This is a genomic window from uncultured Luteimonas sp. (assembly GCF_947492465.1).
Lineage (GTDB): Bacteria > Pseudomonadota > Gammaproteobacteria > Xanthomonadales > Xanthomonadaceae > Luteimonas.
On record NZ_CANLNF010000004.1, the window covers coordinates 15,122 to 39,260 of the forward strand.

General features: G+C 69.8%; 22 protein-coding genes and 1 pseudogene. 14 read left to right on the top strand and 9 right to left on the bottom strand.

Annotation, left to right across the window (positions count from 1 at the left end):
• Positions 1–61: 61 nt before the first annotated feature.
• The 3 genes from rplQ to Q0863_RS10595 all read left to right on the top strand — a co-directional run bounded on the left by rplQ (position 62) and on the right by Q0863_RS10595 (position 2,700).
• Entirely contained in the window at positions 62–436 is a 375-nt protein-coding gene (rplQ, locus tag Q0863_RS10585) for a 50S ribosomal protein L17 (RefSeq protein ID WP_298577838.1), read from the top strand.
• A 286-nt stretch (positions 437–722) separates the two neighbouring features.
• Complete coding sequence (locus tag Q0863_RS10590) at positions 723–1,223, top strand: disulfide bond formation protein B (protein ID WP_298577839.1); 501 nt, start codon at positions 723–725, stop codon at positions 1,221–1,223.
• A gap of 82 nt (positions 1,224–1,305) precedes the next feature.
• Complete coding sequence (locus Q0863_RS10595) at positions 1,306–2,700, top strand: 3-deoxy-7-phosphoheptulonate synthase class II (protein WP_298577841.1); 1,395 nt, start codon at positions 1,306–1,308, stop codon at positions 2,698–2,700.
• Positions 2,701–2,733: 33 nt separating this feature from the next.
• On the opposite strand, the gene Q0863_RS10600 is transcribed toward Q0863_RS10595, so the two are convergent.
• The 3 genes from Q0863_RS10600 to typA are packed head-to-tail and all read right to left on the bottom strand — an operon-like array spanning position 2,734 to position 5,629.
• Complete coding sequence (locus Q0863_RS10600) at positions 2,734–3,213, bottom strand: DUF2127 domain-containing protein (RefSeq protein ID WP_298577842.1); 480 nt, start codon at positions 3,211–3,213, stop codon at positions 2,734–2,736.
• A 5-nt stretch (positions 3,214–3,218) separates the two neighbouring features.
• Complete coding sequence (locus Q0863_RS10605) at positions 3,219–3,803, bottom strand: 2'-5' RNA ligase family protein (RefSeq protein ID WP_298577843.1); 585 nt, start codon at positions 3,801–3,803, stop codon at positions 3,219–3,221.
• A complete protein-coding gene (typA, locus tag Q0863_RS10610) occupies positions 3,800–5,629 on the bottom strand; it encodes a translational GTPase TypA (protein WP_298577844.1) in 1,830 nt (609 codons plus the stop codon). Before typA ends, Q0863_RS10605 begins: the two co-directional genes overlap by 4 nt.
• Before the next feature lie 123 nt (positions 5,630–5,752).
• Between typA and Q0863_RS10615 the strand changes: the two genes are divergently transcribed.
• From Q0863_RS10615 to Q0863_RS10635, 5 genes are all read left to right on the top strand, one after another.
• Complete coding sequence (locus tag Q0863_RS10615; protein WP_298577845.1) at positions 5,753–6,247, top strand: peptidylprolyl isomerase; 495 nt, start codon at positions 5,753–5,755, stop codon at positions 6,245–6,247.
• Positions 6,248–6,545: 298 nt separating this feature from the next.
• On the top strand, positions 6,546–7,751 hold the full coding sequence (locus Q0863_RS10620; protein WP_298577846.1) for an aminotransferase class I/II-fold pyridoxal phosphate-dependent enzyme: 1,206 nt from the start codon (positions 6,546–6,548) through the stop codon (positions 7,749–7,751).
• Positions 7,752–7,888: 137 nt separating this feature from the next.
• On the top strand, positions 7,889–8,875 hold the full coding sequence (locus tag Q0863_RS10625) for a malate dehydrogenase (RefSeq protein WP_298577847.1): 987 nt from the start codon (positions 7,889–7,891) through the stop codon (positions 8,873–8,875).
• A 285-nt stretch (positions 8,876–9,160) separates the two neighbouring features.
• Positions 9,161–11,059 carry a propionate--CoA ligase gene (gene prpE, locus Q0863_RS10630; protein WP_298577848.1) on the top strand — a complete coding sequence of 633 codons (1,899 nt, stop codon included), beginning with the start codon at positions 9,161–9,163 and terminating at the stop codon, positions 11,057–11,059.
• Between the two features lie 305 nt (positions 11,060–11,364).
• Positions 11,365–11,871 (top strand): hypothetical protein, encoded by a 507-nt coding sequence (locus Q0863_RS10635; RefSeq protein ID WP_298577849.1) that lies wholly within the window; start codon positions 11,365–11,367, stop codon positions 11,869–11,871.
• Between the two features lie 208 nt (positions 11,872–12,079).
• On the opposite strand, the gene Q0863_RS10640 is transcribed toward Q0863_RS10635, so the two are convergent.
• From Q0863_RS10640 to Q0863_RS10660, 5 genes are all read right to left on the bottom strand, one after another.
• Positions 12,080–12,535: a cell wall hydrolase gene (locus Q0863_RS10640; protein ID WP_298577850.1), complete on the bottom strand. Its 456-nt coding sequence runs from the start codon at positions 12,533–12,535 to the stop codon at positions 12,080–12,082.
• A gap of 387 nt (positions 12,536–12,922) precedes the next feature.
• Positions 12,923–14,953: an NADPH-dependent 2,4-dienoyl-CoA reductase gene (locus Q0863_RS10645; protein WP_298578212.1), complete on the bottom strand. Its 2,031-nt coding sequence runs from the start codon at positions 14,951–14,953 to the stop codon at positions 12,923–12,925.
• Between the two features lie 78 nt (positions 14,954–15,031).
• A complete protein-coding gene (locus Q0863_RS10650) occupies positions 15,032–15,649 on the bottom strand; it encodes a hypothetical protein (protein WP_298577851.1) in 618 nt (205 codons plus the stop codon).
• A 90-nt stretch (positions 15,650–15,739) separates the two neighbouring features.
• Complete coding sequence (locus Q0863_RS10655) at positions 15,740–16,756, bottom strand: zinc-binding alcohol dehydrogenase family protein (RefSeq protein ID WP_298577852.1); 1,017 nt, start codon at positions 16,754–16,756, stop codon at positions 15,740–15,742.
• Positions 16,753–17,808 carry an aldo/keto reductase gene (locus Q0863_RS10660; protein ID WP_298577853.1) on the bottom strand — a complete coding sequence of 352 codons (1,056 nt, stop codon included), beginning with the start codon at positions 17,806–17,808 and terminating at the stop codon, positions 16,753–16,755. The genes Q0863_RS10655 and Q0863_RS10660 overlap by 4 nt, the downstream gene beginning before the upstream one ends.
• Positions 17,809–17,933: 125 nt before the next feature.
• Between Q0863_RS10660 and Q0863_RS10665 the strand changes: the two genes are divergently transcribed.
• The 4 genes from Q0863_RS10665 to cgtA all read left to right on the top strand — a co-directional run bounded on the left by Q0863_RS10665 (position 17,934) and on the right by cgtA (position 20,812).
• Positions 17,934–18,902 (top strand): LysR family transcriptional regulator, encoded by a 969-nt coding sequence (locus Q0863_RS10665; RefSeq protein ID WP_298577854.1) that lies wholly within the window; start codon positions 17,934–17,936, stop codon positions 18,900–18,902.
• Positions 18,903–18,977: 75 nt separating this feature from the next.
• Positions 18,978–19,298: a 50S ribosomal protein L21 gene (gene rplU / locus Q0863_RS10670; RefSeq protein ID WP_298577855.1), complete on the top strand. Its 321-nt coding sequence runs from the start codon at positions 18,978–18,980 to the stop codon at positions 19,296–19,298.
• A 12-nt stretch (positions 19,299–19,310) separates the two neighbouring features.
• On the top strand, positions 19,311–19,571 hold the full coding sequence (gene rpmA, locus Q0863_RS10675; RefSeq protein WP_298577856.1) for a 50S ribosomal protein L27: 261 nt from the start codon (positions 19,311–19,313) through the stop codon (positions 19,569–19,571).
• 194 nt (positions 19,572–19,765) lie between these two features.
• Positions 19,766–20,812, top strand: a complete 1,047-nt coding sequence (gene cgtA, locus Q0863_RS10680; RefSeq protein WP_298577857.1) for an Obg family GTPase CgtA — start codon at positions 19,766–19,768, stop codon at positions 20,810–20,812.
• A 201-nt stretch (positions 20,813–21,013) separates the two neighbouring features.
• Here the strand turns inward: cgtA and rpsT are convergent, their stop codons facing one another.
• On the bottom strand, positions 21,014–21,283 hold the full coding sequence (rpsT, locus tag Q0863_RS10685) for a 30S ribosomal protein S20 (RefSeq protein WP_280943446.1): 270 nt from the start codon (positions 21,281–21,283) through the stop codon (positions 21,014–21,016).
• A 194-nt stretch (positions 21,284–21,477) separates the two neighbouring features.
• On the opposite strand from rpsT, the gene murJ reads away from it, so the two are divergent.
• Both murJ and Q0863_RS10695 read left to right on the top strand, forming a co-directional pair.
• Positions 21,478–23,085 carry a murein biosynthesis integral membrane protein MurJ gene (gene murJ, locus Q0863_RS10690; protein WP_298578214.1) on the top strand — a complete coding sequence of 536 codons (1,608 nt, stop codon included), beginning with the start codon at positions 21,478–21,480 and terminating at the stop codon, positions 23,083–23,085.
• Positions 23,086–23,167: 82 nt separating this feature from the next.
• Positions 23,168–24,112, top strand: a pseudogene (locus tag Q0863_RS10695) (bifunctional riboflavin kinase/FAD synthetase); the annotation flags it as partial.
• Positions 24,113–24,139: the final 27 nt, after the last annotated feature.

Consider the following 24,139-nt stretch of genomic DNA (forward strand, 5'->3'; position numbering starts at 1 on the left):
GCCAGGAAGGCGACACAGACGTCCACGGCTCCACCCTTCACCCTTCCAAGGAATCAAGTCCATGCGCCACCAGAAAGCCGGCCGCAAGTTCAACCGCACCAGCGCCCACCGCCAGGCGATGTTCACCAACATGGCCGCGTCGCTGTTCAAGCACGAGCTGATCAAGACCACCCTGCCCAAGGCCAAGGAACTGCGCCGCGTCGCCGAGCCGCTGGTCACCCTGGCCAAGGTCGACAGCGTCGCCAACCGGCGCCTCGCCTTCTCGCGCCTGCGCGACAAGGAAGCCGTGGGCAACCTGTTCACGACCCTGGGTCCGCGCTACGCCAGCCGTCCGGGTGGCTACCTGCGCATCCTCAAGTGCGGCTTCCGCGCCGGCGACAACGCGCCGATGGCGTACGTGGAGCTGGTGGACCGCCCGCAGGCGTCCGCCGAGTAATCGGGCGCGCCAGTTGTGCGACACGCGAAACCCCGGCCTGGCCGGGGTTTCTGCTTTCCGGGCCGAGGCAATGGCAGGCGTCCCATTGGCGCCGCGGGTTGCCCGCCGTGCGCTGGTGCGCACCAGCACGGATAGCCGCTGCGGGTGCGAGACGATAGCTCCGCTCGTGTTCCCTGCGGGCGGACGCAGGCAGGCGCCGCCGTGTTGCGCCGCGATCCCGCGGCGCGTGCGCCGGGCCACCGACAGCGGTGATAATGCCAGCCCGGTCCACTTGCCGCAGGCTGCCATGAATCCATTCCGCTGGTCGTTCCGCGCACAGATGCTGTCGGGCGCGGCCGTGTGCTTCGCGCTGATCGGCTTCGCGATCTACAGCCAGCTCGCATGGGGCCTGGTGCCGTGCCCGCTGTGCATCTTCCAGCGCATCGCCTTCGCCGCACTTGGCCTGGTGATGCTGGCGGCGGGGCTGCACGCGCCGCGCGGCGCCGGCGGCAGGCAGGCCTGGGCCGTGCTGGCGCTGGTGGCGGCCGCGGTCGGCATCGGCATCGCCGGGCGCCACGTCTGGCTGCAGCTGTTCCCGCCGGAGATTCCCGCCTGTGGCGCCCCGTTCGCGTTCATGCGCGAGACCATGGACACCCCCGGCCTGATCCGGCAGGTGCTCACCGGCACGGGCGACTGTGGCGCGATCGACTGGACCTTCCTCGGCCTTTCGATGCCCTGGTGGAGCCTGATCTGGTTCGTGCTGCTGGCCGTGTGGGGCCTGCTGGCCGGCTTCCGGCGCCGCCGCTGAGAGCCTGCAGGACCCGTTGCAGCTGAAATTGACGCGCCGCAGCAAGGAGCGCACCATGCCCTTTCGTACAGGGCAGATCCCCATGCAAAGCGCAGACCGCACCCTCCAGGCCGTCAACCTTCCCGCCGAATGGCAGCCGGGCAGCTGGCGTTCGCGCCCGGCGCTGCAGATGCCGGTCTATCCGGACGAAGGCGCGCTGGCCGAGGTGCAGGACGAGCTGCGGCAGCTGCCGCCGCTGGTAACCTCGCGCGAGATCCTGACCCTCAAGCAGCAGCTGGCCGAGGCCCAGGAGGGCAAGCGATTCCTGCTGCAGGGCGGCGACTGCGCCGAGAACTTCAGCGAGTGCAGCTCGGACCTGATCTCCAACCGGCTCAAGGTGCTGCTGCAGATGAGCCTGGTGCTGGTGCACGGCATGAAGCTGCCGGTCGTGCGCGTGGGCCGCTTCGCCGGGCAGTACGCCAAGCCGCGCTCGGCCAATACCGAAGTGCGCGACGGCGTGGAGCTGCCCAGCTACCGCGGCGACATCGTCAACGGCCCGGCATTCACCGCGCAGGCGCGCATTCCCGATCCGCGCCGCATGGTCAAGGCGCACGCACGTTCGGCGATGACCATGAACTTCGTGCGTTCGCTGATCGACGGCGGTTTCGCCGACCTCCATCACCCCGAGTACTGGGGCCTGGGCTGGGTGAGCCAGGCGCCGCTGGCGGGCGAGTACGAAAAGATGGTGGCCGGCATCGGCGACGCGGTGCGTTTCATGGAGACGCTGGCCGGCGGGCAGATGCACAGTCTCAACCGCGTCGACTTCTACACCTCGCACGAAGCGCTGCTGCTGCCCTACGAGGAGTCGCAGACCCGCCAGGTGCCGCGCCAGTGGGGCTGGTTCAACCTCAGCACGCACTTCCCGTGGATCGGCATGCGCACCGCGGCGCTGGACGGCGCGCACACCGAATACTTCCGCGGCATCCGCAATCCAATCGCGGTCAAGATCGGCCCCGGCGTCACGCCGGACCAGTTGCTGAAGCTGATCGACGTGCTCAACCCGGACGACGAACCCGGCAGGCTCGGCCTGATCCACCGCATGGGCGCGACCCAGGTGGCGGAGAAGCTGCCGACCCTGCTCGAAGCGGTGCGCCGCGAGGGGCGCCGCGTGCTGTGGATCTGCGATGCCATGCACGGCAACACCGAGTCGACCAGCAACGGCTACAAGACCCGCCGCTTCGACAACATCCGCAGCGAGATCGAGCAGTCCTTCGACATCCACGCCGCGGCGGGCACGCGCCTGGGCGGCGTGCACCTGGAACTCACCGGCGAGGATGTCACCGAGTGCACGGGCGGCGCGCGCGCGCTGACCGAGATCGATTTGGAACGGGCCTACCGCTCCACGGTGGATCCGCGCCTGAACTACGAGCAGGCGCTGGAAACGGCGATGCTGATCGTGCGCAAGCACGCCCAGCTCAATCCGCCCGTCAGCGCCTGATCCACGGCCGGCGCAGGCCGGCCACGCGCCGCTTCAGCGACGCCGCCGCACCAGGTCGCGGGCCAGCACCGCGACCACGACCAGGTTCACCGCGAGCACGCCAAGCGCGAGCCAGCCGGGATGGCGGATCGAGGCGTGCAGTTCGAACGGCAGGTAGAGCGAGGCCGAGACGCAGCCCAGCCAGGACGCCCACGCGCGGGCGCGCCACAGACCCCAGGCTTCGATGAAGCGCAGCAGGCCATAGGCCGTGACCGCGAGCGCGGCCAGCTGCACCGAGTCGGGATTGATCGCGCGCTGCAGCCAGGACGACGCCGCGAGGCCCTGGCTGGCGCCGAGCCGGGACAGCAGCATCGTGGTCCAGTGCTGCAGGTTCTCGGCCCCCGCGAAGGCCAGCGCGGTGGCGGCGGCCAGCGACAGCGCGCCCTTGAGTCCCTCGAACAGCGCGACCGCGCGCAGTTCCGGGTGGGCTGCATCCCGCCGTGCGCGTTCTGCGATGCCGGGGCATGCGTTCATGTCGCTCAGAATAGTCCGGCCTGGTGCGGTTGCGCGGGCAGGTCGGTTCCCAGCAGCGGCCATTCGCCCAGCGCCTGGTAGCACCCGCCCGGGTTGAACAGCAGTTCGAAGCGGTCGATGCACAGCGCTGCGCGGGCGCAGTCGACGGTGTCGAGCCACGCCTGCCCGGCCAGCCCCCGCTCCAGGTAGGCGAGCGTGACGTGCGGTTGCGTGGTGGCCTGTTCCGGCCGGATGCCGCAGCGGCGGGCCGCGTCGCGGGTGGCGTCGCACAGCGCCTGCAGCGCGGCGCAGGCATGGGGCAGGGCGACCACCGCGCCGGACTGGGGCCAGTAGGCGACGCGTTCGACGGTGCAGGTGTGCGGCGGGATGCGCGCGGCGACCCCAGCGAACGCCTCGAGCAGGGCCGGCGTCACCACGTGGCCCGGGTCGTAGCCGAGGAAGCACAAGGTCGCGTGCCACTGCTCGGGCCGCCGCAGCGAAAGCCTGGCAGCGCCCTCGGGCCGTGCGGCCACGATCGCGTCGGCGATCGCGGTCAGCCGTTCCCGGCCACCGGCGTCGGGCCGCCAGCCGGGAAACAGCGCCTGGCTCACGCCGCGCGGCTGGCGCGCTTGCGGTCGCTCTCGGTCAGGAACTTCTTGCGCAGGCGGATTTCCTTCGGCGTGATCTCGACCAGTTCGTCGTCGTCGATGAAGTCCAGCGCCTGCTCCAGGGTGAACTTGATCGCCGGCGACAGCTGGATCGCGTCGTCCTTGCCCGAGGCGCGCATGTTGGTCAGCGGCTTGGGCTTGATCGCGTTGACCGTCAGGTCGTTGTCCTTGGAGTGGATGCCGACCAGCTGGCCCTCGTACACGTTGTCGCCTTCGGCCGCGAACAGCTTGCCGCGATCCTGCAGCGGCCCCAGCGAGTAGGCCGGCGTGGTGCCCGGCGCATTGGCGATCATCACGCCGTTCTGACGCTTGGCGATCGAGCCCTGTTCCTTCGGGCCGTAGTGGTCGAACACGTGGAACAGCAGGCCGCTGCCCGAAGTCAGCGTCTTGAACTCGTTCTGGAAGCCGATCAGTCCGCGCGCGGGGATCATGTAGTCCAGGCGCACGCGGCCCTTGCCGTCGGGCTCCATGTTCTTGAGCTGCGCCTTGCGGGTGCCGAGCTTCTCCATCACGCCGCCCTGGTGGATTTCCTCCACGTCGACGACGAGCTGCTCGATCGGCTCCATCAGCTGGCCGTCGATCTCCTTGATGATCACTTCAGGACGCGACACGGCCAGTTCGAAACCCTCGCGGCGCATGTTCTCGATCAGCACCGACAGGTGCAGTTCGCCGCGGCCGGACACCAGGAACTTGTCGGCGTCCTCAAGCTGCTCCACGCGCAGGGCGACGTTGTGCACGGCCTCGCGCTCGAGCCGGTCCTTGATCTGGCGGCTGGTCAGGAACTTGCCGCCGGACAGATCCTTGTTGCCGGCGAAGGGCGAGTTGTTGACCTGGAAGGTCATCGAGATGGTCGGCTCGTCGACGGTCAGCGCCGGCAGCGCCTCGGGCGCGTCGAGCGCGCAGACGGTGTCGGAAATGGTGAGGTCGGCGATGCCGGAGATGGCGACGATGTCGCCCGCCTGCGCGGTGTCCTGCTCGATCCGCTCCAGGCCCATGAAGCCGAGCACCTGCAGCACCTTGCCCTGGCGCTTCTTGCCTTCGCGGTCGATGATGGCCACGGGCATGTTCTTCTTCACCGTGCCGCGCTGCACGCGGCCGATGCCGATCACGCCGACGAAGCTGTTGTAGTCCAGCTGGCTGATGCGCATCTGGAACGGACCTTCTAGATCCACCGGCGGCGCCGGCACGTGCTCCATGATCGCCTCGTACAGCGGGGTCATGTCGCCTTCGCGCACGTCCTCGGTCAGTCCGGCGTAGCCGTTCAGGCCGGAGGCGTAGATGATCGGGAAGTCCATCTGCTCCGGGGTCGCGCCGAGGCGGTCGAACAGGTCCCAGACCTGCTCGACGACCCATTCGGGACGCGCGCCGGGACGGTCGACCTTGTTGATCACCACGATCGGCTTGAAGCCCATCGCGAACGCCTTCTGGGTGACGAAGCGCGTCTGCGGCATCGGCCCATCCATCGCATCGACCAGCAGCAGCACCGAATCGACCATCGACAGCACGCGCTCGACCTCGCCGCCGAAGTCGGCGTGCCCGGGGGTGTCGACGATGTTGATGCGGTTGTCGCGCCAGGTGATGGCGGTGTTCTTCGCCAGGATGGTGATGCCGCGTTCCTTCTCCTGATCGTTGCTGTCCATCACGCGCTCGGCGAGGACGGTGCGTTCGTTCAGGGTGCCCGACTGCTTGAGCAACTGGTCGACGAGGGTGGTCTTGCCATGGTCGACGTGGGCGACGATGGCGATATTGCGCAGGCGTTGGATGGACATGGATTCGAAGGTCGGGTCATCCGCACACGCTGCCGTGAAGGGGGCAGGGCGCGGGGGAGGGTGGAGGGAAGCGGGCTATTATATGGGGTCAACCGCCCGGTCCGGGCCATTGGAGCTGAATACATGAGCCTTATTGCCGTTTTCGACACCGACCGGGGCCCGATCCGGGTCGAACTGTTCGCCGACAAGGCGCCGCTGACCGTCGCCAGCTTCGTCAACCTGGCCCGGCGCGGCTTCTACGATGGACTCAGCTTCCACCGCGTGATCCCCGACTTCATGATCCAGGGCGGCTGCCCCAAGGGCACCGGCACCGGCGGCCCGGGCTACAAGTTCGAGGACGAGACCAGCAACGGCGTGAAGCATGAACGCGGCGTGCTGTCGATGGCCAACGCCGGGCCGAACACCAACGGCAGCCAGTTCTTCATCACCCACATCAAGACCGACTGGCTCGACGGCAAGCACACCGTGTTCGGCAAGGTCACCGAGGGCCTGGATGTCGTCGACGCGGTGAAGCAGGGCGACGCGATCAAGTCGGTGAAGATCGAGGGCGACGCCGAGGCGGCGCTGGCGGCCAAGGCCGACCGCGTCGCGGAGTGGGACCGGATCCTCGCCGCCTGATCCGCCCGCGCCGCTGCCGCCTCGTGAACGGGGCGGATGCGGCGCGTTGGGTCGCCCGCAGGGCGCAGCCGAGCCTCGTTCGCGACGCTGCGCGCCGGGTCGCACGGGCGCCCTCTCCGGGACGGATGCCAAGCACGACTCCTGGCTCCGATCCCGGCGCGGATGCAAGTGGAAACAGTGGCTTGCGCCCGCCTGCGGCCGGTCCGCCGCGGTGCCGCGTGCTAGAATTCCTCGCCGCAAATGCGGCGTCCGGCCGTCATCGACGCCGGCCCCGCCCTTCTTTCCGGGAACCCTCGCGATGCCGCAACTTGCCCGCCGCATGGGCCGCGCCAAGCAGAGCGCGATCATGCTCGTCGCCGAACGGGCGCGGCAGCTCAAGGCGCAGGGTCGCGACATCATCAGCTTCTCGATCGGCGTGCCCAACTTCCTGCCGGGCCCGCACGTCTACGCGGCCGCGCGCACCGCGCTCGAACACGATTCGGGCCAGTACGGCAGCAACCGCGGCGCCGACGCGCTGCTCGACGCCTTCCTCGGCCATCTCGAAACGGCCGGCCTGACCGGCTACACGCGCACCAACTGCGCCACCGGCATCGGCGCCAAGCACGTGCTCTACAACCTGTGCGAGGCGCTGCTGAACCCGGGCGACGGCTTCGCCTTCGCCACCCCGTACTGGACCAGCTACCTGGACATCGGCGAACTGCTGGGCGCCTCGATCCAGTTGCTGCCGTGCCCGCCGGAGCAGGACTACAAGCTCGTTCCGGACCAGCTGGACGCGGCGCTGGCGAAGCGGCCCAAGCTGCTGCTGTTCAACAACCCGTCCAATCCGACCGGCATGGTCTACACGCGCGAGGAGATTTCCGCGCTGGCCGACGTCATCGCGCGCCATCCCGAGACCTGGGTGATCACCGACGACATCTACCACCGGATGGTGTTCGACGGCGTCGGCTACCACAACTTCCTGCACGCGCGGCCGGACCTGCGCGATCGCGTGATCTTTGTCGACTCGCTGTCCAAGACCTACGGCATGCCGGGATGGCGGACCGGGTTCATGGCAGGTCCCGAGGTGGTGGCCAAGGCGCTCACGGCGCTCAACTCCACCCACATCACCAACGTGCCGGAAGTGGTCACTGCCGCGGCGGTGGCAGCGCTGTCCGGGCCGCAGGACGTCCCCGAGGCGCGGTGCGCGGAGTTCCAGCAGCGCCGCGACCAGGTGCTCGACGTGCTGGCGCGGATCCCCGGCGTGGCGTGTCCGAAGCCGCAGGGCGCGTTCTACGTGTTCCCGGACGTCAGCGTCGCCTTCGGGCGCACGCATGTCCCGTCGGGGCTGCGGATCGACAACGACGTCGACCTGTGCAACGCGCTGCTCGAAGCCAAGGGCGTGGCCTGCGTGCCCGGATCGGCCTTCGGCGAGCCGCGCGCACTGCGCATCAGCTACACCTGTCCCGAGGCGCAGCTCGCGCCGGGCCTGCAGCGCTTCCGCGAGTTCTTCGCGGAACTGGCCTGAGCGGCGGCGATGCGCGCAGCGGATTTGTCGATGCTGAATTGCGCCGTGCGCAGGCGCCGAACCTTCCTTCTTCTCCCCGTCGGGTCGACGCGGCCCTCCGTGCCGGCCTGCATTCCACTTCGCAAGAGGACCTCCCGATGAAAACTCCCGTCCGAGTCGCAGTCACCGGCGCCGCCGGCCAGATCGGCTACGCCCTGCTGTTCCGTATCGCCTCGGGCGAAATGCTGGGCAAGGACCAGCCGGTGATCCTGCAGCTGCTGGAGCTGCCCATCGACAAGGCCCAGGCCGCGCTGCGCGGCGTGATGATGGAGCTGGAGGACTGCGCGTTCCCGCTGCTGGCCGGCATGGTCGGCACCGACGATGCGGAAGTCGCGTTCAAGGACGCCGACTACGCCCTCCTGGTCGGTGCGCGCCCGCGCGGACCCGGCATGGAGCGCAAGGACCTGCTGCTGGAGAACGCCAAGATCTTCACCGCGCAGGGCGCGGCCCTGAACAAGGTCGCCAGCCGCAACGTCAAGGTGCTGGTGGTCGGCAACCCGGCCAACACCAACGCCTATATCGCGATGAAGTCCGCGCCCGACCTGCCGGCGAAGAACTTCACCGCCATGCTGCGCCTGGACCACAACCGCGCGCTCTCCCAGCTCGCCGGCAAGGCGGGCGTCGCCGTCGGCGACATCGAGAAGCTGGTCGTGTGGGGCAACCACAGCCCGACCATGTACCCCGACTACCGCTTCGCCACCGTCAAGGGCGAGTCGCTGAAGGACCGCATCAACGACGCCGGCTGGAACGCTGACGAGTTCATCCCGAAGGTGGGCAAGCGCGGCGCGGCGATCATCGAAGCGCGCGGCCTGTCCTCGGCCGCCTCCGCCGCGAACGCCGCGATCGACCACATCCGCGACTGGGCGCTGGGCAGCAACGGCAAGTGGGTGACGATGGGCATTCCCTCGGACGGTTCCTACGGCATCCCGGAAGGCGTGATCTTCGGCTTCGCCGTGACCACCGAGAACGGCGAGTACACGATGATCCGCGACCTCCCGGTCGACGACTTCAGCCGCCAGGCCATCGACAAGACCCTGGCCGAGCTCGAGGAAGAGCGCAGCGGCGTGGCGCACCTGCTGGGCTGAGTCCACGCGCGTGCGTGAAGCCCACTGTTCCGGGCTGGACGGCTGCATCCAGCCCGGCAATCCGCCGCTTTCCCACCCGGGCAGCAGGTGCAGAGGCAAAGCGGCCTAGTTGCGCATTCAGCGGGTTGACCGGAACGATCAACCCGCTTGATCGGGACGGTCAACATGCAGGGAAAAGGCCGGTTTTTCCGGCCTTTTCCGCGTTTGCTGGCGGATGATACGAAGGTCTTAACGCTTTCCCGGCGACGCAGGCCTAGCCTCTGGCCGAACACAGCGGAGACGGCCATGCGCTACGAAGACCTGTATCGGCAATCGATCGAGTCGCCGGAAGACTTCTGGGCGGAGCAGGCGCGCGCGATCCACTGGCACCGGGCGCCGGACCGGATCCTCGACGATTCGAACCCGCCGTTCCGCAAGTGGTTCGTGGGGGGCGAGACCAACCTGTGCTTCAACGCGGTCGACCGCCACCTCGACGAGCGCGGCGACCAGCTGGCGCTGGTGGGCTGGTCCACCGAGACCGGCAACATCCGCGAGCTGAGCTATCGCGACCTGCATCGCGAGGTGAACACCTTCGCCGCGAGCCTGCAGTCGCTGGGCGTCGGCCGCGGCGACCGGGTGGTGATCTACATGCCGCACACCGTCGACGCGGTGGTGGCGATGCTGGCCTGCGCGCGGATCGGTGCGATCCATTCGGTGGTGTTCGGCGGCTTCGCCTCGCACAACCTCGCCCTGCGCATCGACGATGCGCAGCCGCGCGTGCTGGTGACCGCCGACGCGGGCATCCGTGGCGGCAAGGTGATTCCGTTCCTGCCGCTGGTGGACGAGGCGTTGTCGCGGGCGGAACATCCGCCCGAGAAGGTGCTGGTGGTCGATCGCGGCCTGGCCGGACCACTGGCGCTGCGCGAAGGCCGCGACGTCGATTACGCGACGCTGCGCGCGGACCACGAGGGTGCGGAAGTGCCCGTGGCCTGGCTGGAATCCAACGAGCCGAGCTACATCCTCTACACCTCCGGCACCACCGGCAAGCCCAAGGGCGTGCAGCGCGACGTCGCCGGCTACGCGGTCGCGTTGGCGCTGTCGATGTGGTCGGTGTACGACATCCGCCCGGGCCAGGTGATGTTCTCCACTTCCGACATCGGCTGGGTGGTCGGGCATTCCTACAACGTGTACGGGCCGCTGATCGCCGGCGCCACCTCGATCATCTACGAGGGCCTGCCGACCTCTCCCGACGCCGGCATCTGGTGGCGCATCGTCGAGCGCTACGGCGTGCGCACGATGTTCTCCTCGCCGACCGCGCTGCGCGTGCTCAAGAAGCACGACCCGGCATTCATCACCGATCGCGACCTGTCCTCGCTCCAACACCTGTTCCTGGCCGGTGAGCCGCTGGACGAACCGACCGCACGCTGGATTTCCGAGGTGCTTGGCAAGCCGGTGATCGACAACTACTGGCAGACCGAAACCGGCTGGCCGGTGCTGACCCTGCTGCCGGGACTGGACATGAAGCCGGTGCGCTTCGGCTCGCCCGGCATGCCCAACCTGGGCTTCCGCCTGCGCGTGATCAACGAGGTCACGGGCGAGGACGCGCCCGCCGGCGAGAAGGGTGTGCTGGTGATCCAGCCGCCGCTTCCGCCGGGCTGCATGACCACGGTGTGGCGCAATGACCAGCGCTTCGTCGACAGCTACTTCAGTCATTTCAAGGAGCTGCTGTACAGCTCGCTGGACTGGGCGATCCGCGACCAGGACGGCTACACCTTCATCCTCGGGCGCACCGACGACGTGATCAACGTCGCCGGCCACCGCCTGGGCACGCGCGAGATCGAAGAGTCCGTGTCGAGCCATCCCGACGTGGCGGAGGCCGCCGTGATCGGCGTGCACGACGCGGTGAAGGGACAGGTGCCGATCGTGTTCGCCACGCTCAAGCGCGCGCATTCGGGCGAGGAGGCCAGCGAGACCGCTGCGCAGATGCAGAAGGTGGTGGTCGCGCAGCTGGGTGGCGTGGCGCGGCCGGCGCGGGTGTACGTGGTCAACGCCCTGCCCAAGACGCGCTCGGGCAAGCTGTTGCGCCGTTCGCTGCAGGCGCTGGCCGAGTCGCGCGATCCGGGCGACCTGTCGACGCTGGACGACCCCAATGCGCTGGACGAGGTCCGGCGTGCGCTGGAGCGCGGCCCGGAGGCGGGCAGCTGAGGAGGGGAGGCGGCGCTGCCCTTCGGAGGACGCGCGCCGCTTCTTTCCAGCGCCACAAGCTGACGCAGCAGGTCAGATGCTGGCAGCGGCCGTTCGCCCGAGGGGGTATGAATGCCGCCGGCCCCCCGGCACTGTTGCATTGCGTCATCCACACCGTGCCGGAAATGGAATGGTCTGGCGGCCGGGATTCTGTGATTCATGTCGCAACTTCGGACATGGCCCAGGATCGTGCGCCCACCGCGCACGGCCACTGGTACGGATCGTGCGAATTCTTCCCGGTTGACGGCGAATACGGGGAGAGCGACATGCAGCATCAGCTAATGCCGGCCAAGACCGAACAGGGCCGGGCGGAGATCGAGAGCCGCAGTCGCAAGCTGCCGGGTGGCCTGCGTTCGGTGCTGCTGCTGGTGGACGGGCGGCGCACGGTCGCCGAGCTGCAGGAGCTGGCCAAGCGCCTGAACGCACCGGAAGACGCGTTGCAGCAGCTGCTGTCGCTGGAACTGATCTCCGGCGAGATGGCGGCCGCGCAGCCTTCGATCGGCGAGCCGGCCAACGAGCCGATCGCCCCGCGCGACAGCGGCAGCAACCGCTACGCCATCATGTATGCGCTGATGACGGACCTGGTGCGCGAACAGCTCGGCGTGCGCGGCTACTTCTTCCAGCTCAAGCTCGAGCGCGCCGAAGACGATGCCGCGCTCGACGGGCTGCTGCCGGAACTGCAGGCGGCGCTGGCGAAGAAGACCAGCACGCAGGGCGCGGCGTCGAGCATCGCGCGGATCCGCGCCGCCGTAGAGGCTGCCGAGGCGGCCTGAGCGGGTGGCGGCTTGAACGATTGCCGGTTTGGAGGCGGTTCGCTTCTTGCCTGAGCGGCACCGAAGCAACGATTCCCGGATGCAGTAGTGGACAGCGTCCACAAGGCCGCGCAATCGCACCATGCGGCGCGTGCATGGCGGCACTGTGTCACGGCCGTCGGGGCGCCAAATCGCGACCCTCGCCGGCGCCGCGGCGCGCCCGCGTGATTCAGCCCTTGGGCTTGAGCTTCTGCACCTTGAGGAAGGTGTGGTCGCCGATCGTCGCCACCTGGTAGGCATTGCGCCAGCTCGGCGCGGCGATGGCGTGGGCCATGAAGTGGCTGGCGCCCGGCACGACTTCGGTGCGCTCGCCGGCCGGCAGCGCCCAGTTGCGCTCGGACTCGATGGCGATGCCCACCGCCTGGGCCCAGGCCTCGGTGTTGTGCATGCGGGTGCCGGGCGAGACGATCGTGGGGGCGAACTGCTTGCGGGCGGTCACCACTTCGCACATCGAATCGCCCCACAGGCCGCTTTCCTCGCGGCGCAGGGCGACCTCGGCGACGGCCTGCTGGCCGAGGACGGACTGGTCGCGGGCCTCCAGGTAGAGCGTCGTGCTCAGGCACAGCGAATCGGCGGCTTGTGGCGACATCAGCGAGGCCAACCACAGGATCCAGGCCAGTTTCATCGGAACTCCTTGCTGCGTTGCGTCCGGTCGCCCCCGTGCGTGCGTCCCTCTAGGAGACGACGCCGTCAGCGGCGGTGGTCGGACATGGCGTATTGGGGAGGGCAGCGTCTCTATGGCGCTTTTGCCCGGGCGCCGCAGGCCGCGGAAGGGGCGGCTCGGGCCGGTTCCCGCCAGTGATGGGCGGCGGGGAAAGTGCGCGCACGGTAAAAGCCGCAAACCGAATCCCTCCTGAACGGGTACCAAGAAGTGGATGATTCGATTGGAGTTTTTGCTCTGGGAAAGGCCCGTTCAGCCAGCAGGATCAAGGCGTTAGCGGGCAAGCCTCGGGTGTGAAGGCATGCGCGGCCGACGCGGGATCCCGCCGCCCCGTCGGGCCGGGTTGCGCCGTCACAGGGACGCTGCCAGCCGGCAGGCCTGGGCGATCGCCCGCTTGGCGTCGAGCTCGGCGGCCACGTCGGCGCCGCCGATCAGGTGGACCCGGTGCCCGGCTGCCTGCAGGGGTTCGAGCAGGTCGCGCCGGGGTTCCTGCCCGGCGCAGACCACCACGTGGTCCACCGGCAGCAGCTGCGGCTGGCCGTCCACGCGCAGGTGGAAACCTTCGTCGTCGACAGCCAAGTATTCGACGCCGCCGATCATCCGCACGCCCTTGTGCTTGAGCGTGCTGCGGTGGATCCAGCCGGTGGTCTTGCCCAGGCGGGCGCCGGGACGCCCCGGGCTGCGCTGCAGCAACCAGATCTCGCGCGGTGGCGGCGCGACCCTGGGCGGCCGCAATCCGCCGGCGCTTTCGAACGCCGGATCCACGCCCCATTCGGCCATCCACTGGCCGACATCCAGGCTGGGCGAGGCGCCTTCCTGCACGAGGAACTCGCCCACGTCGAAGCCGATGCCGCCGGCGCCCACGATCGCGACGCGGCGCCCGGGCACGATGTCCCCGCGCAGCACGTCCAGATAGCCCACGACCTTGGGATGAGCGTGGCCTTCGAAATCGACCCGGCGCGGATTGACGCCCGTTGCCAGCACGATTTCGTCGAAGCCCGACAGCATCTCCGGCGTCGCGTCGGTGGACAGGCGCAGCGCCACGCCGGTTTCGCGGATGCGATGGTCGAACCAGCGCAGGGTCTCGCCGAACTCTTCCTTGCCCGGGATCTTCCAGGCGAGGTTGAACTGGCCGCCGATGCGGTCGGCGCGATCGAACAGCACGACTTCATGGCCGCGCTGCGCCGCGACCGTCGCACAGGCGAGGCCGGCGGGACCGGCACCGACCACGGCCACGCGCTTGCGCACGGCCGCGGGCAGGTAGTTCAGTTCGGTCTCTGCGCAGGCGCGCGGATTGACCAGGCAGCTGGCGGTCTTGCGCTGGAACACGTGGTCCAGGCAGGCCTGGTTGCAGGCGATGCAGGTGTTGATCGCCTGCGGCGTGCCGGCGCGCGCCTTGTTCACCCATTCGGGATCGGCGAGCAGCGGCCGTGCCATCGACACCATGTCGGCACCGCCCGAGGCGAGGATGGCTTCGGCGACGTCGGGCATGTTGATCCGGTTGGTCGCCACCAGCGGCAGCACCACGTGCGGCCTGAGTTTGGCGGTCACGCGGGCGAACGCTGCGCGCGGCACCGAGGTGGCGATGGTCGGCACGCGCGCCTCGTGCCAGCCGATGCCGGTGTTGATGATCGTCGCGCCGGCAGCCTCGATCGCGCGCGCCTGCTGCACGATCTCGTTCCAGTCCGAACCTTCCGGCACCAGTTCCAGCATCGACAGCCGGTAGATGATGATGAAGTCCGCTCCGCAGGCTTCGCGCACGCGGCGTACGATCTCGGTGGCGAAGCGCATCCGCGCGGCGACATCGCCGCCCCAGGCGTCATCGCGGCGATTGGTGCGCGCGCTGAGGAACTGGTTGATCAGATAGCCTTCCGAACCCATCACCTCGACGCCGTCGTAGCCACCATCGCGTGCGAGCCTGGCGGCGGTGGCGTAGGCGTCGATGGTGCGCTCGATCCCGCGCGCGGACAGGGCGCGCGGAGTGAAGGGATTGATCGGCGCCTTGACCTTCGACGGCGCCACCGACAGCGGGTGGTAGGCGTAGCGGCCCGCATGCAGCAGCTGCAGGCAGATCTTCGCGCCATGGTCGTGCACGGGCCCGGTGACCTGGCGGTGCTTGCGCGCTTCCCAGGGCCAGGCCAGGCGACTGGCGAAGGGCGTCAGCCAGCCTTCGAAATTGGGCGAGAAGCCGCCCGTCACGATCAGCGCCACGCCACCCGCGGCGCGCTCGGCGAAGTACGCGGCGAGCCTGGGGAAGTCGCGCTTGCGATCTTCCAGGCCGGTATGCATCGAACCCATCAGCACGCGGTTGCGCAGCGTGGTGAAGCCCAGGTCCAGCGGCGCGAGCAGGTGCGGGTAGGGCTGGGCGTCGCTGGCGGCCATCATGAGCGAATACGCTGGCGTATGGATCGCGCACGATGCCGCGAATCGGGCGCCGCGGCAAGTCGCCGCCGCCGTGGGTCAGACCGTCGCAGCCTGCGCCAGCGGCAGTCGCGTCTCGCACCAGGGCAGGGTGCGCGCGACCAGCGGGCCGATCAGCAGCGCGAAGGCCAGGGTACCCAGGCCCACGGTCCCGCCCAGCCACCAGCCCGTCAGCAGCACCGAACCTTCGACGCCGGTGCGCGCGGCCCAGATCGGCCAGCCCAGGCGTGCGTGCAGCCCGGTCATCAGCCCATCGCGCGGACCGGGACCGAAGTGCGCGCCGATATACAGCCCGGTGGCCAGCGCCAGCAGGCCCAGGCCCGCGCTGAACGCCAGTCCCTGCTGCCACCACCCGCTGAACTGCGGCAGCAACCAGAGGCCGAGCTGCGCGCTGGGGCCGATCAGCAGCGCGTTGAGCACCGTGCCCAGGCCGGGACGCTGTCGCAGCGGCCACCACAGCAGCAGCACCGCCACGCCGATCAGGCAGGTGAGCAGGCCAAACGACAGCCCGGTCTGGCGCACCATCCCCTGGGTGAGCACGTCCCAGGGCGCGACGCCGATGCCGGCGCGCACCATCAGGCTCATGGCGATGCCGTAGAGGAACAGGCCGACCAGCAGCTTGGCCAGCCGAAGCGCCAGCAGGGGAGAGTTTGTCATGGTGGGGATTGTCGTTGGATCGCGGCTGGCGCGGCGTTCGCGCCACGCGTCGCTGTGTTGCGCTGGAGGCGCGGCGGTGTCGTCCGGCGGCTACCAGCCGGCCAGCGCGAGCTTGCCGATGCTGCGTCCGGATTCGAGGCGGCGATGCGCTTCACGCAGGTTGGCCGCGTCGATCGGCGAGAGCGTCTCGCGCAGCGTGCCGCGCAGCCGCCCTTCATCGACCAGGGCAGCAACGCGCGCCAGGATACGACCCTGCTCATCCATGTCGGCGGTGCGGTAGCGCGCCCGCGCGAACATCATTTCCCAGTGGATGCCGATGCACTTGGCCTTGTAGGGATCGCCGATGCGCAGTGCCCCGGCCGGCTCGACGATCAGGCCCACGTGGCCCTGCGGCGCCAGCAGTTCGCCCAGTTCGGTCCAGTAGCGGTCGGTGTCGGCGAGGTTGAGTGCGGCATCGACGTGCTCGAAGCCCAGCGCCTGCAGTTGCGGCGCCAGCGGCTGGCGATGGTCGACGACGTGGCTGGCGCCGAGTTCACGGCACCACTGTGCCGTCTCCTCGCGCGACGCGGTCGCGACCACGGTGAAGCCGGCCAGGCGCGCCAGCTGGATCGCGATCGAACCCACGCCGCCGGCGCCGCCGATGACCAGCAGGATCCTGCCGGCGCCGCCGCCGTCGAAGGCATAGCCCATGCGCTCGAACAGCAGTTCCCAGGCGGTGAGCGCGGTGAGCGGCAGGGCCGCGGCCTGCGCGAAATCGAGGGAGCCGGGCTTGCGCGCGACGATGCGCTCGTCGACCAGCTGCAGCTGCGCGTTGCTGCCGGGGCGGGTGATGTCGCCGGCGTAGTAGACCGCGTCGCCGGGACGGAACATCGTGACCTCCGCGCCGACCGCCTCGACCACCCCGGCCGCGTCGTAGCCCAGCACCTTCGGTTGCGCTTCGACCTGCGGCTTCGGCGCGCGCACCTTGGTATCGACCGGATTCACCGAGACCGCTTCGACGCGCACCAGCAGGTCGCGACCCTGCGCGACGGGCGGATCGAGTTCGACATCGAGCAGCGACTGCGGGTCGTCGATGGGCAGGTAGTGGGTAAGGGCGATGGCTTTCATGGCGTGGGCTCGCGGTGGGGTGGGACCGGGGGAGGATTGCGCTCGGCGAACATGCCGTTCCAGTAGGGATAGTAGGGATAAGGCGTCGGGACGCTGCTGGCCGCGTCGAGCCGGGCCATCTGCGCTGGTGACAGCGACCAGTCCGCTGCGCCGAGATTCTGTTCGAGCTGCTGCGCGTTGCGCGCGCCGACCAGGACGGTGGCCACGCCCGGCCGCTGCAGCAGCCAGTTGAGCGCCACCTGCGGCACCGGCCGGCCGGTCTCCTCGGCGACGGCGTCGAGCGCATCGGTGACGCGGTACAGGCGTTCGACCTCGACCGGGGGCGCGAACGCCTCCGTGGCGTGCAGGCGGCTGCCGGGCGGCGGCGGTTGTCCGCGGCGGATCCGGCCGGTCAGCCGGCCCCAGCCGAGCGGACTCCACACCACCGCATCCACCCCCTGGTCGAGGCCGAGCGGCATCAGCTCCCATTCGTAATCGCGGCCGATCAGCGAATAGTAGGCCTGGTGCGCGACAGGGCGGGCATGGCCACGGCGATCGGCGATCGCCAGCGCCTTCATCAGCTGCCAGCCCGAGAAGTTCGACACCCCGAGGTAGCGCACCTTGCCCGCGCGTACCAGCCCGTCGAGCGTGGCCAGCGTTTCCTCGAGCGGGGTGCGGGCGTCGAAGGCGTGCAGCTGCAGCAGGTCGATGTAGTCGGTGCCCAGCCGCCGCAGCGAGGCGTCGACGGCGCGCAGCAGGCGATGGCGCGAGGCGCCGGCGTCGTTGACGCCGTCGCCCAGGCGCAGCCCGGTCTTGGTCGACAGCACCACCTGGTCGCGCCGGCCCTTGAGGGCGGCGCCGAGGACGCACTCGGACGCGCCGTCCGAATACACGTCGGCGGTATCGAAGAAGTTGATGCCGGCCGCCAGGGCGATGTCGACCAGGCGCCGTGCCTCGCGCTCGCCGGTATCGCCCCAGGCCGAGAACAGCGGCCCGGTGCCGGCGAAGGTGCCGGCGCCGAAGCCCAGCGCGGACACCCGGAGGCCGGAGACGCCGAGGTGGCGATATTGCATGCGAAGTCTCCTCTCGGGACGGGCGGGCTGCGTGCGTGTCGCGGGGTGTGCGGCACTATCCCGGCTTGCGTCGCTTCGAAAAACCGACAGACTGGCGATGCAGTTTCAATGGAAGATTGAGAATCGTGGATCGCATCGGCGACATCGCCCTGTTCCTGCAGGTGCTGGACCTGGGTTCGATCAGCGCCGCCGCCCGGCACATGGACCTCTCGGTGGCCGTGGCCAGCCAGCGGCTCAAGCGGCTGGAGCGCGAACTCGGCGTGCGCCTGCTGCACCGGACCACGCGCCGCCTGCATCCCACGCCCGAGGGCCTGGCGCTGGCGCAGGAGGGCCGCGCGCTGGTGGAGGAGCTGGCGCTGCTGGGCGACCGGCTGCGAAGCGGCGGTGGCGAAGTCTGCGGCACCCTGCGGGTGACCGCCCCGGCCTCGTTCGGGCGCCAGTACATCGCGCCGCTGCTGCCGGGCTTCCTGGACGCGCATCCGGGGTTGCGGATCAGCCTCGACCTGGACGACCGCGTCGTCGACCTGGTCGGCGACGGCTACGACGTCGCGATCCGGATCGGCCGGCTGCACGATTCGACCCTGGTCTCGCGCCAGCTCGCGAGCAACGACCGGGTGCTGTGCGCCTCCCCCGACTACCTGAATCGGCGCGGGATGCCGGCCACGCCCGCGGACCTGTGCGCGCACGATTGCCTGGTGCTCACCGGCCGCGACGGCCGCCAGGACACCTGGCGCCTGGCCGGTCCGGACGGCGCGCCGGTGGCGGTCAGGGTGCGCGGTCGCTTCGAGAGCAACTACGGCGAGGTCCTGCGCGAGGCGGCGGTGGCGGGCCTGGGGATCGCGATGCACTCGCTGTGGCACGTCCACCGGGACCTGGCGCAGGGCCGCCTGCGGGTGGTCCTGCCCGACCATCCCCCGCCGGCGGGCGGACTGCATGCGGTGATGCCGGGCCGGGCCCTGGTGCCGGCCCGGGTCCGGGCCTTTGTCGAGTACCTTGCGCGCAGCTTCGCCCACCCGCCCTGGGCCGGGCCCGGGAGCGGGGCGCTCGCCGCGGCGGACCGGCAGCTTGCGCGCAAGTCGCTGAAACCCCTATAATTCCGCTCCTGTCCGCCCTCGATGGCGTGCAGACCACAGAATAACTACAGAACCGAACACAGACAGAGGCTCCACATGTACGCAGTACTGGTCACCGGCGGTAAGCAATACCGCGTGGCGCAGGGCGAAACGCTCCGCGTCGAGAAGCTCGAGGCCGAAGCCGGCAACGAGATCACCTTCGACAACATCCTGATGCTCGGCGGCAGCGACGGCGTGACCGTCGGCGATGCGCTCAAGGGCGCCACCGTCAGCGCCAAGGTCGTCGGCCACGGCCGCGCCGACAAGGTGCGCATCATCAAGTTCCGCCGCCGCAAGCACCACATGAAGCGGCAGGGCCATCGCCAGCATTACACCGAAATCGAGATCACCGGCATCGCCGGTGGCGACAAGAAGTAAGGAGAAGCAGTCATGGCACATAAAAAGGGCGTAGGTTCCTCGCGCAACGGCCGCGACTCCAACCCGAAGTACCTGGGCGTCAAGATCTTCGGCGGCCAGGCCATCGAGGCCGGCAACATCATCGTGCGCCAGCGCGGCACCCAGTTCCATCCGGGTCCGGGCGTGGGCCTGGGTCGCGACCACACGCTGTTCGCGCTGGTCGATGGCCAGGTCGAGTTCGGCGTCAAGGGTCCGAAGAAGCGCCGCACCGTGAGCGTGGTCGCGCAGGCCTGAGCCGCGCACCATGCCTAGCGAAGGGCCCCGCCGCGTGCGGGGCTTTTTCGTTCCGGCGGAGCGCCGGAACGACGGGATGGGGGATTCGGGATTGGGGATTCGGAAGAGCGAAGAGCCATGCCCATCGCCTCGTGACGTGCCGGTAGACTGCGTTCGCTGCTGTTCCCAATCCCGAATCCCCCATCCCGAATCCCATGAAGTTAGTCGACGAAGCTGAAATCACCGTCACCGCCGGCAACGGCGGCAACGGCTGCGTGGGTTTCCGGCGCGAGAAGTTCATTCCGCTCGGCGGTCCCGATGGCGGCGACGGCGGCGATGGCGGCAGCGTCTACCTGGTGGCCGACGAGAACCTCAACACCCTGGTCGATTTCCGCCACCAGAAGCAGTTCCGCGCCCAGCGTGGCGAGAACGGCATGGGCCGGCAGATGTACGGCAAGGGCGGCGAGGACGTGCTCATCGCCGTGCCCACCGGCACCGTGGTGCACAACGTCGATACCGACGAGGTGATCGGCGACCTGACCCGCCACGGCGAACGCCTGCTGGTGGCGCAGGGCGGCAAGGGCGGCCTGGGCAACATGCATTTCAAGAGTTCGACCAACCGCACGCCGCGGCAGTCGACCTCGGGCACGCCGGGCGAGGAGCGCACGCTGCGGCTGGAACTCAAGCTGCTCGCCGACGTGGGCCTGCTCGGCTTCCCCAACGCCGGCAAGAGCACCCTGATCCGCGCGGTGTCGGCGGCGACGCCGAAGGTGGCCGACTACCCGTTCACCACGCTGTATCCCAACCTGGGCGTGGTCAGCGTGGAGCCCGCGCGCAGCTTCGTGATCGCCGATATCCCAGGCCTGATCGAAGGCGCGGCGGAAGGCGCGGGCCTGGGCGCGCTGTTCCTGCGCCACATCCAGCGCACGCGGCTGCTGCTGCACCTGGTCGAGATCGAGCCGCTGGACGGCAGTGACGCGGTCGAGCAGATCCGCACCATCGAGCGCGAGCTCGAACGATTCGATGCAGGCCTGCTCGACAAGCCGCGCTGGCTGCTGCTCAACAAGGCCGACCTGATCCCGGCCGACGATGCCCGCGAACTGGCCGACCGCATCGTCTCCGAGCTGGGCTGGACCGGGCCGTGCTTCATCGTGTCCGGACTCGCACGCGAAGGCACCCGCGAGGTGATGCTGAAGGTGCAGGCCCACCTGGACGACATGGCGCGCGTCGAGCGCGAGGCGGCAGCGGACAGCGGCGACTGAGGCGCCGATGGAAGCGCCTTGCGGCGGTATCGGCCCCGGACCCGCACCGATGGGCGCGGACCAGGCGGGAGCGCCTGGCGCCCGCGCACGCCCCTGCGTGGTCCGCACCGGGACACAGGGGCCGGCGGCGCGCGCGGCGAAGATGCCTGAAACGAAAAACCCGGCCGGAGCCGGGCTTTTCCACGATGAGCCGGCCTGGACTCAGGCGGCCTTGAGCGCCTTGATGCGGGCGGTCAGGCGGCTCTTGTGGCGGGCGGCCTTGTTCTTGTGGATCAGGCCACGCGAGCTGAAGCGGTCCAGCAGCGGCTGGGCCACGGCAAAGGCGGCTTCGGCGCCGGCGGCGTCGTTGGCGTCGAGGGCTTTGACGACCTTCTTGACGGCGGTGCGCAGCTGCGAACGCTGGGCCGTATTGCGCGCGTTGCGCACGACGGTCTGCTTGGCGCGCTTCTTGGCGGACTTGATGTTGGCCACGATGGGATCCTGGAAACTGGTATGGAAGTGAACGGCGAAAACCGGCAGCAGCCGGGCTTCGGAAAGACGGAGCCGGAAATTATGGGGGTTTCAGGTACTTGGGTCAACAGGGCAGGCGGGCCGGGGGGCAGGGCGTGAGCGCGCCGGACCCCGTCCTGCCGCCCGAGGGCGCTTCGGCCGCCGCGCCGCGGCGCGTGGGCCTGCTGCGCTCCACCGCCGTGTTCAGCGCGATGACCTTCATCTCGCGCATCACCGGCCTGGTCCGCGACCAGGTCTATGCGGCGGTGTTCGGCGCCAATCCGGCGATGGACGCCTTCCTGGTGGCGTTCCGCATCCCCAACTTCCTGCGCCGGCTCTCGGCGGAGGGCTCGTTCTCGATGGCGTTCGTGCCGGTGCTGTCCGAATACCGGGAGCGCCGCGACCATGCCGCGGTGAAGGAACTGGTGGACCGGGTCTCCGGCACCCTGCTGGCGGTGCTGCTGGTGCTGAGCGCGCTGGCGGTGCTGGCCGCACCCTGGGTGATCCGGGTGTTCGCGCCCGGCTTCGATGCCGATGGCGACCAGGGCCGGCTGGCGGCGGAAATGCTGCGCATCACCTTTCCCTACCTGCTGTTCATCTCGATGGCCTCGCTGGCCGGCGGCGTGCTCAACAGCTACCAGCGCTTCGCGGTGCCGGCGCTGTCGCCGGTCCTGCTCAACGTATCGATGATCACCGCGGCCCTGGCCCTGGCGCCGCGGATGGACGAGCCGGTGATGGCCCTGGCCTGGGGCGTGCTGGTGGCGGGGCTCCTGCAGATGGCTTTCCACCTGCCGTCGCTGGCGCGGCTGGGGCTGCTGCCGCGGCCGCGCTGGGGCGCCGCGCACGAAGGCGTGCGACGGGTGATGAAGCTGATGGTGCCCACCCTGTTCGGCTCGTCGGTCGCGCAGCTCAACCTGCTGCTCAACACGGTCGTGGCCTCGATGCTGATCGGCGGCAGCGTGACCTGGCTGTACCTCGGCGACCGGCTGCTGGAGTTCCCGCTGGGGATGTTCGGCGTGGCGATCGGCGCGGTGATCCTGCCGCACCTGTCCAGTCGCCATGCGGTGGCCGATCCGGACGGGTACTCGAAGGCGCTGGACTGGGGTTTTCGGCTGTGCCTGATGATCGCCGTGCCCGCGTGCCTGGGCCTGATGCTGTGCGCCGAGGCGCTGGTGGCGACGCTGTTTCAGCACGGCCGCTTCACCGCGCACGACACGCAGATGGCGCGGCTCACGGTGCTGGCCCTGTCCACCGCGCTGCCGGCCTTCCTGCTGGTGAAGGTGCTGGCGCCGGCCTTCTACTCGCGCCAGGACACGACCACGCCGGTGAAGGCGGGCGTGGTGGCGGTGGGTGCCAACCTCGCGGCGACCGTGCTGTTCCTGGCCGCACTGCTGTGGCTGACCGGCGCCGGGCGCGAGGCCTGGGCGGCTGGCGGCGGCGACGTGCGCGCCGCGCTCAAGGCGCTGCCGGGCGCGCATGCCTGCCTGGCGCTGGCGACGGCCGCGGCGGGCTGGACCAATGCGCTGCAGCTGTGGTGGTACCTGCGCCGGGCCCGCGTGTTCCGCGCGCAACCGGGCTGGCCCCGCTTCTGGCGCCAGCTGGCGCTCGCCAGCCTGGCGATGGCCGCGGTGGTGCTGGCGCTGCTGCTGGTCTGGAACGACTGGACCGCCTGGCACTGGAGCGAACGGGTCTGGAAGCTGGCGGTGTTGGTGGGCACGGGCGGGCTGGTGTACGCGGCGGCTCTGTGGCTGCAGGGGATCCGGCCGCGCGACCTGCGCCATTGAGCGCGATCGTGCCGGAACACCCGCGCCGATCGCCCGCGCACGCACCGGGCGCATGGGGCGCCCGCTATACTCCGCGGTTCCCATGAGCAGGCTGTTTCGCGACGTCGACGGCGGGCCGCTGTGCCCCAACGGCAGTGTGGTCTGCATCGGCGCGTTCGACGGCCTCCATCACGGCCATCGCGCACTGGTGCGCCACGCGGTGGCCCGCGCGCGGGCCATCGGCGCCGAATCGGTGGCGCTGAGCTTCGAACCCCTGCCGCGCGAATTCTTCGCCGCCGCCAGTCCGCCACCGCGGTTGAGCCTGGCGCGATCGAAGATCGAAGGCCTGTGCGGCCTGGGCATCGACCGGGTCGGCCTGCTGCGCTTCGGCGCCCGGTTGGCGGCGATGCCGCCGCAAGCGTTCGTCGAAGCCGTGCTGGCCCGGCGCCTGCGCGCGCGCGAGGTCTGGGTCGGGCCGGAGTTCCGTTTCGGGCACCGTCGCGCCGGCGACATCGGCGTGCTCCGCGCGGAAGGCGAGCGCCACGGGTTCGTCGCCGGGGAGATCGAGCCGCTGCACCTGGACGGCGAACGCGTGTCGTCCACCCGCATCCGCCAGGCGCTGGTCGCTGGCGACTTCGACGCCGCTGCGCGCCTGCTGGGCAAGCCGTATTCGGTGTCCGGACGGGTGGTGCGCGGCCGGCAGCTGGGCCGCACCCTGGGCTATCCGACCGCCAACCTGCGCTTCGGCGGCAAGGTGCCCGCGCTGCGCGGGATCTACGCCACGCGCGTGCACGGCCTGGGCGATGCCGGCGCGGCCGGCGGCGGATGGCCGTCGGTGTCGAGCTTCGGCACGCGGCCGACGGTCGGCGGCGTGGAGCCGCTGCTCGAGGCGCACCTGTTCGATTTCGAGGGCGACCTGTACGGACGCCGCATCGAAGTCGAGTTCGTCGCGCGCCTGCGCGACGAGGAAAAGTTTCCCGACCTGCCGACCCTGGTCGCGCAGATGCATCGCGATGCCGACGAGGCCCGTCGCATCCTCCAACAGCACACCCCAGGGCGGGCCACCGCGTGACCG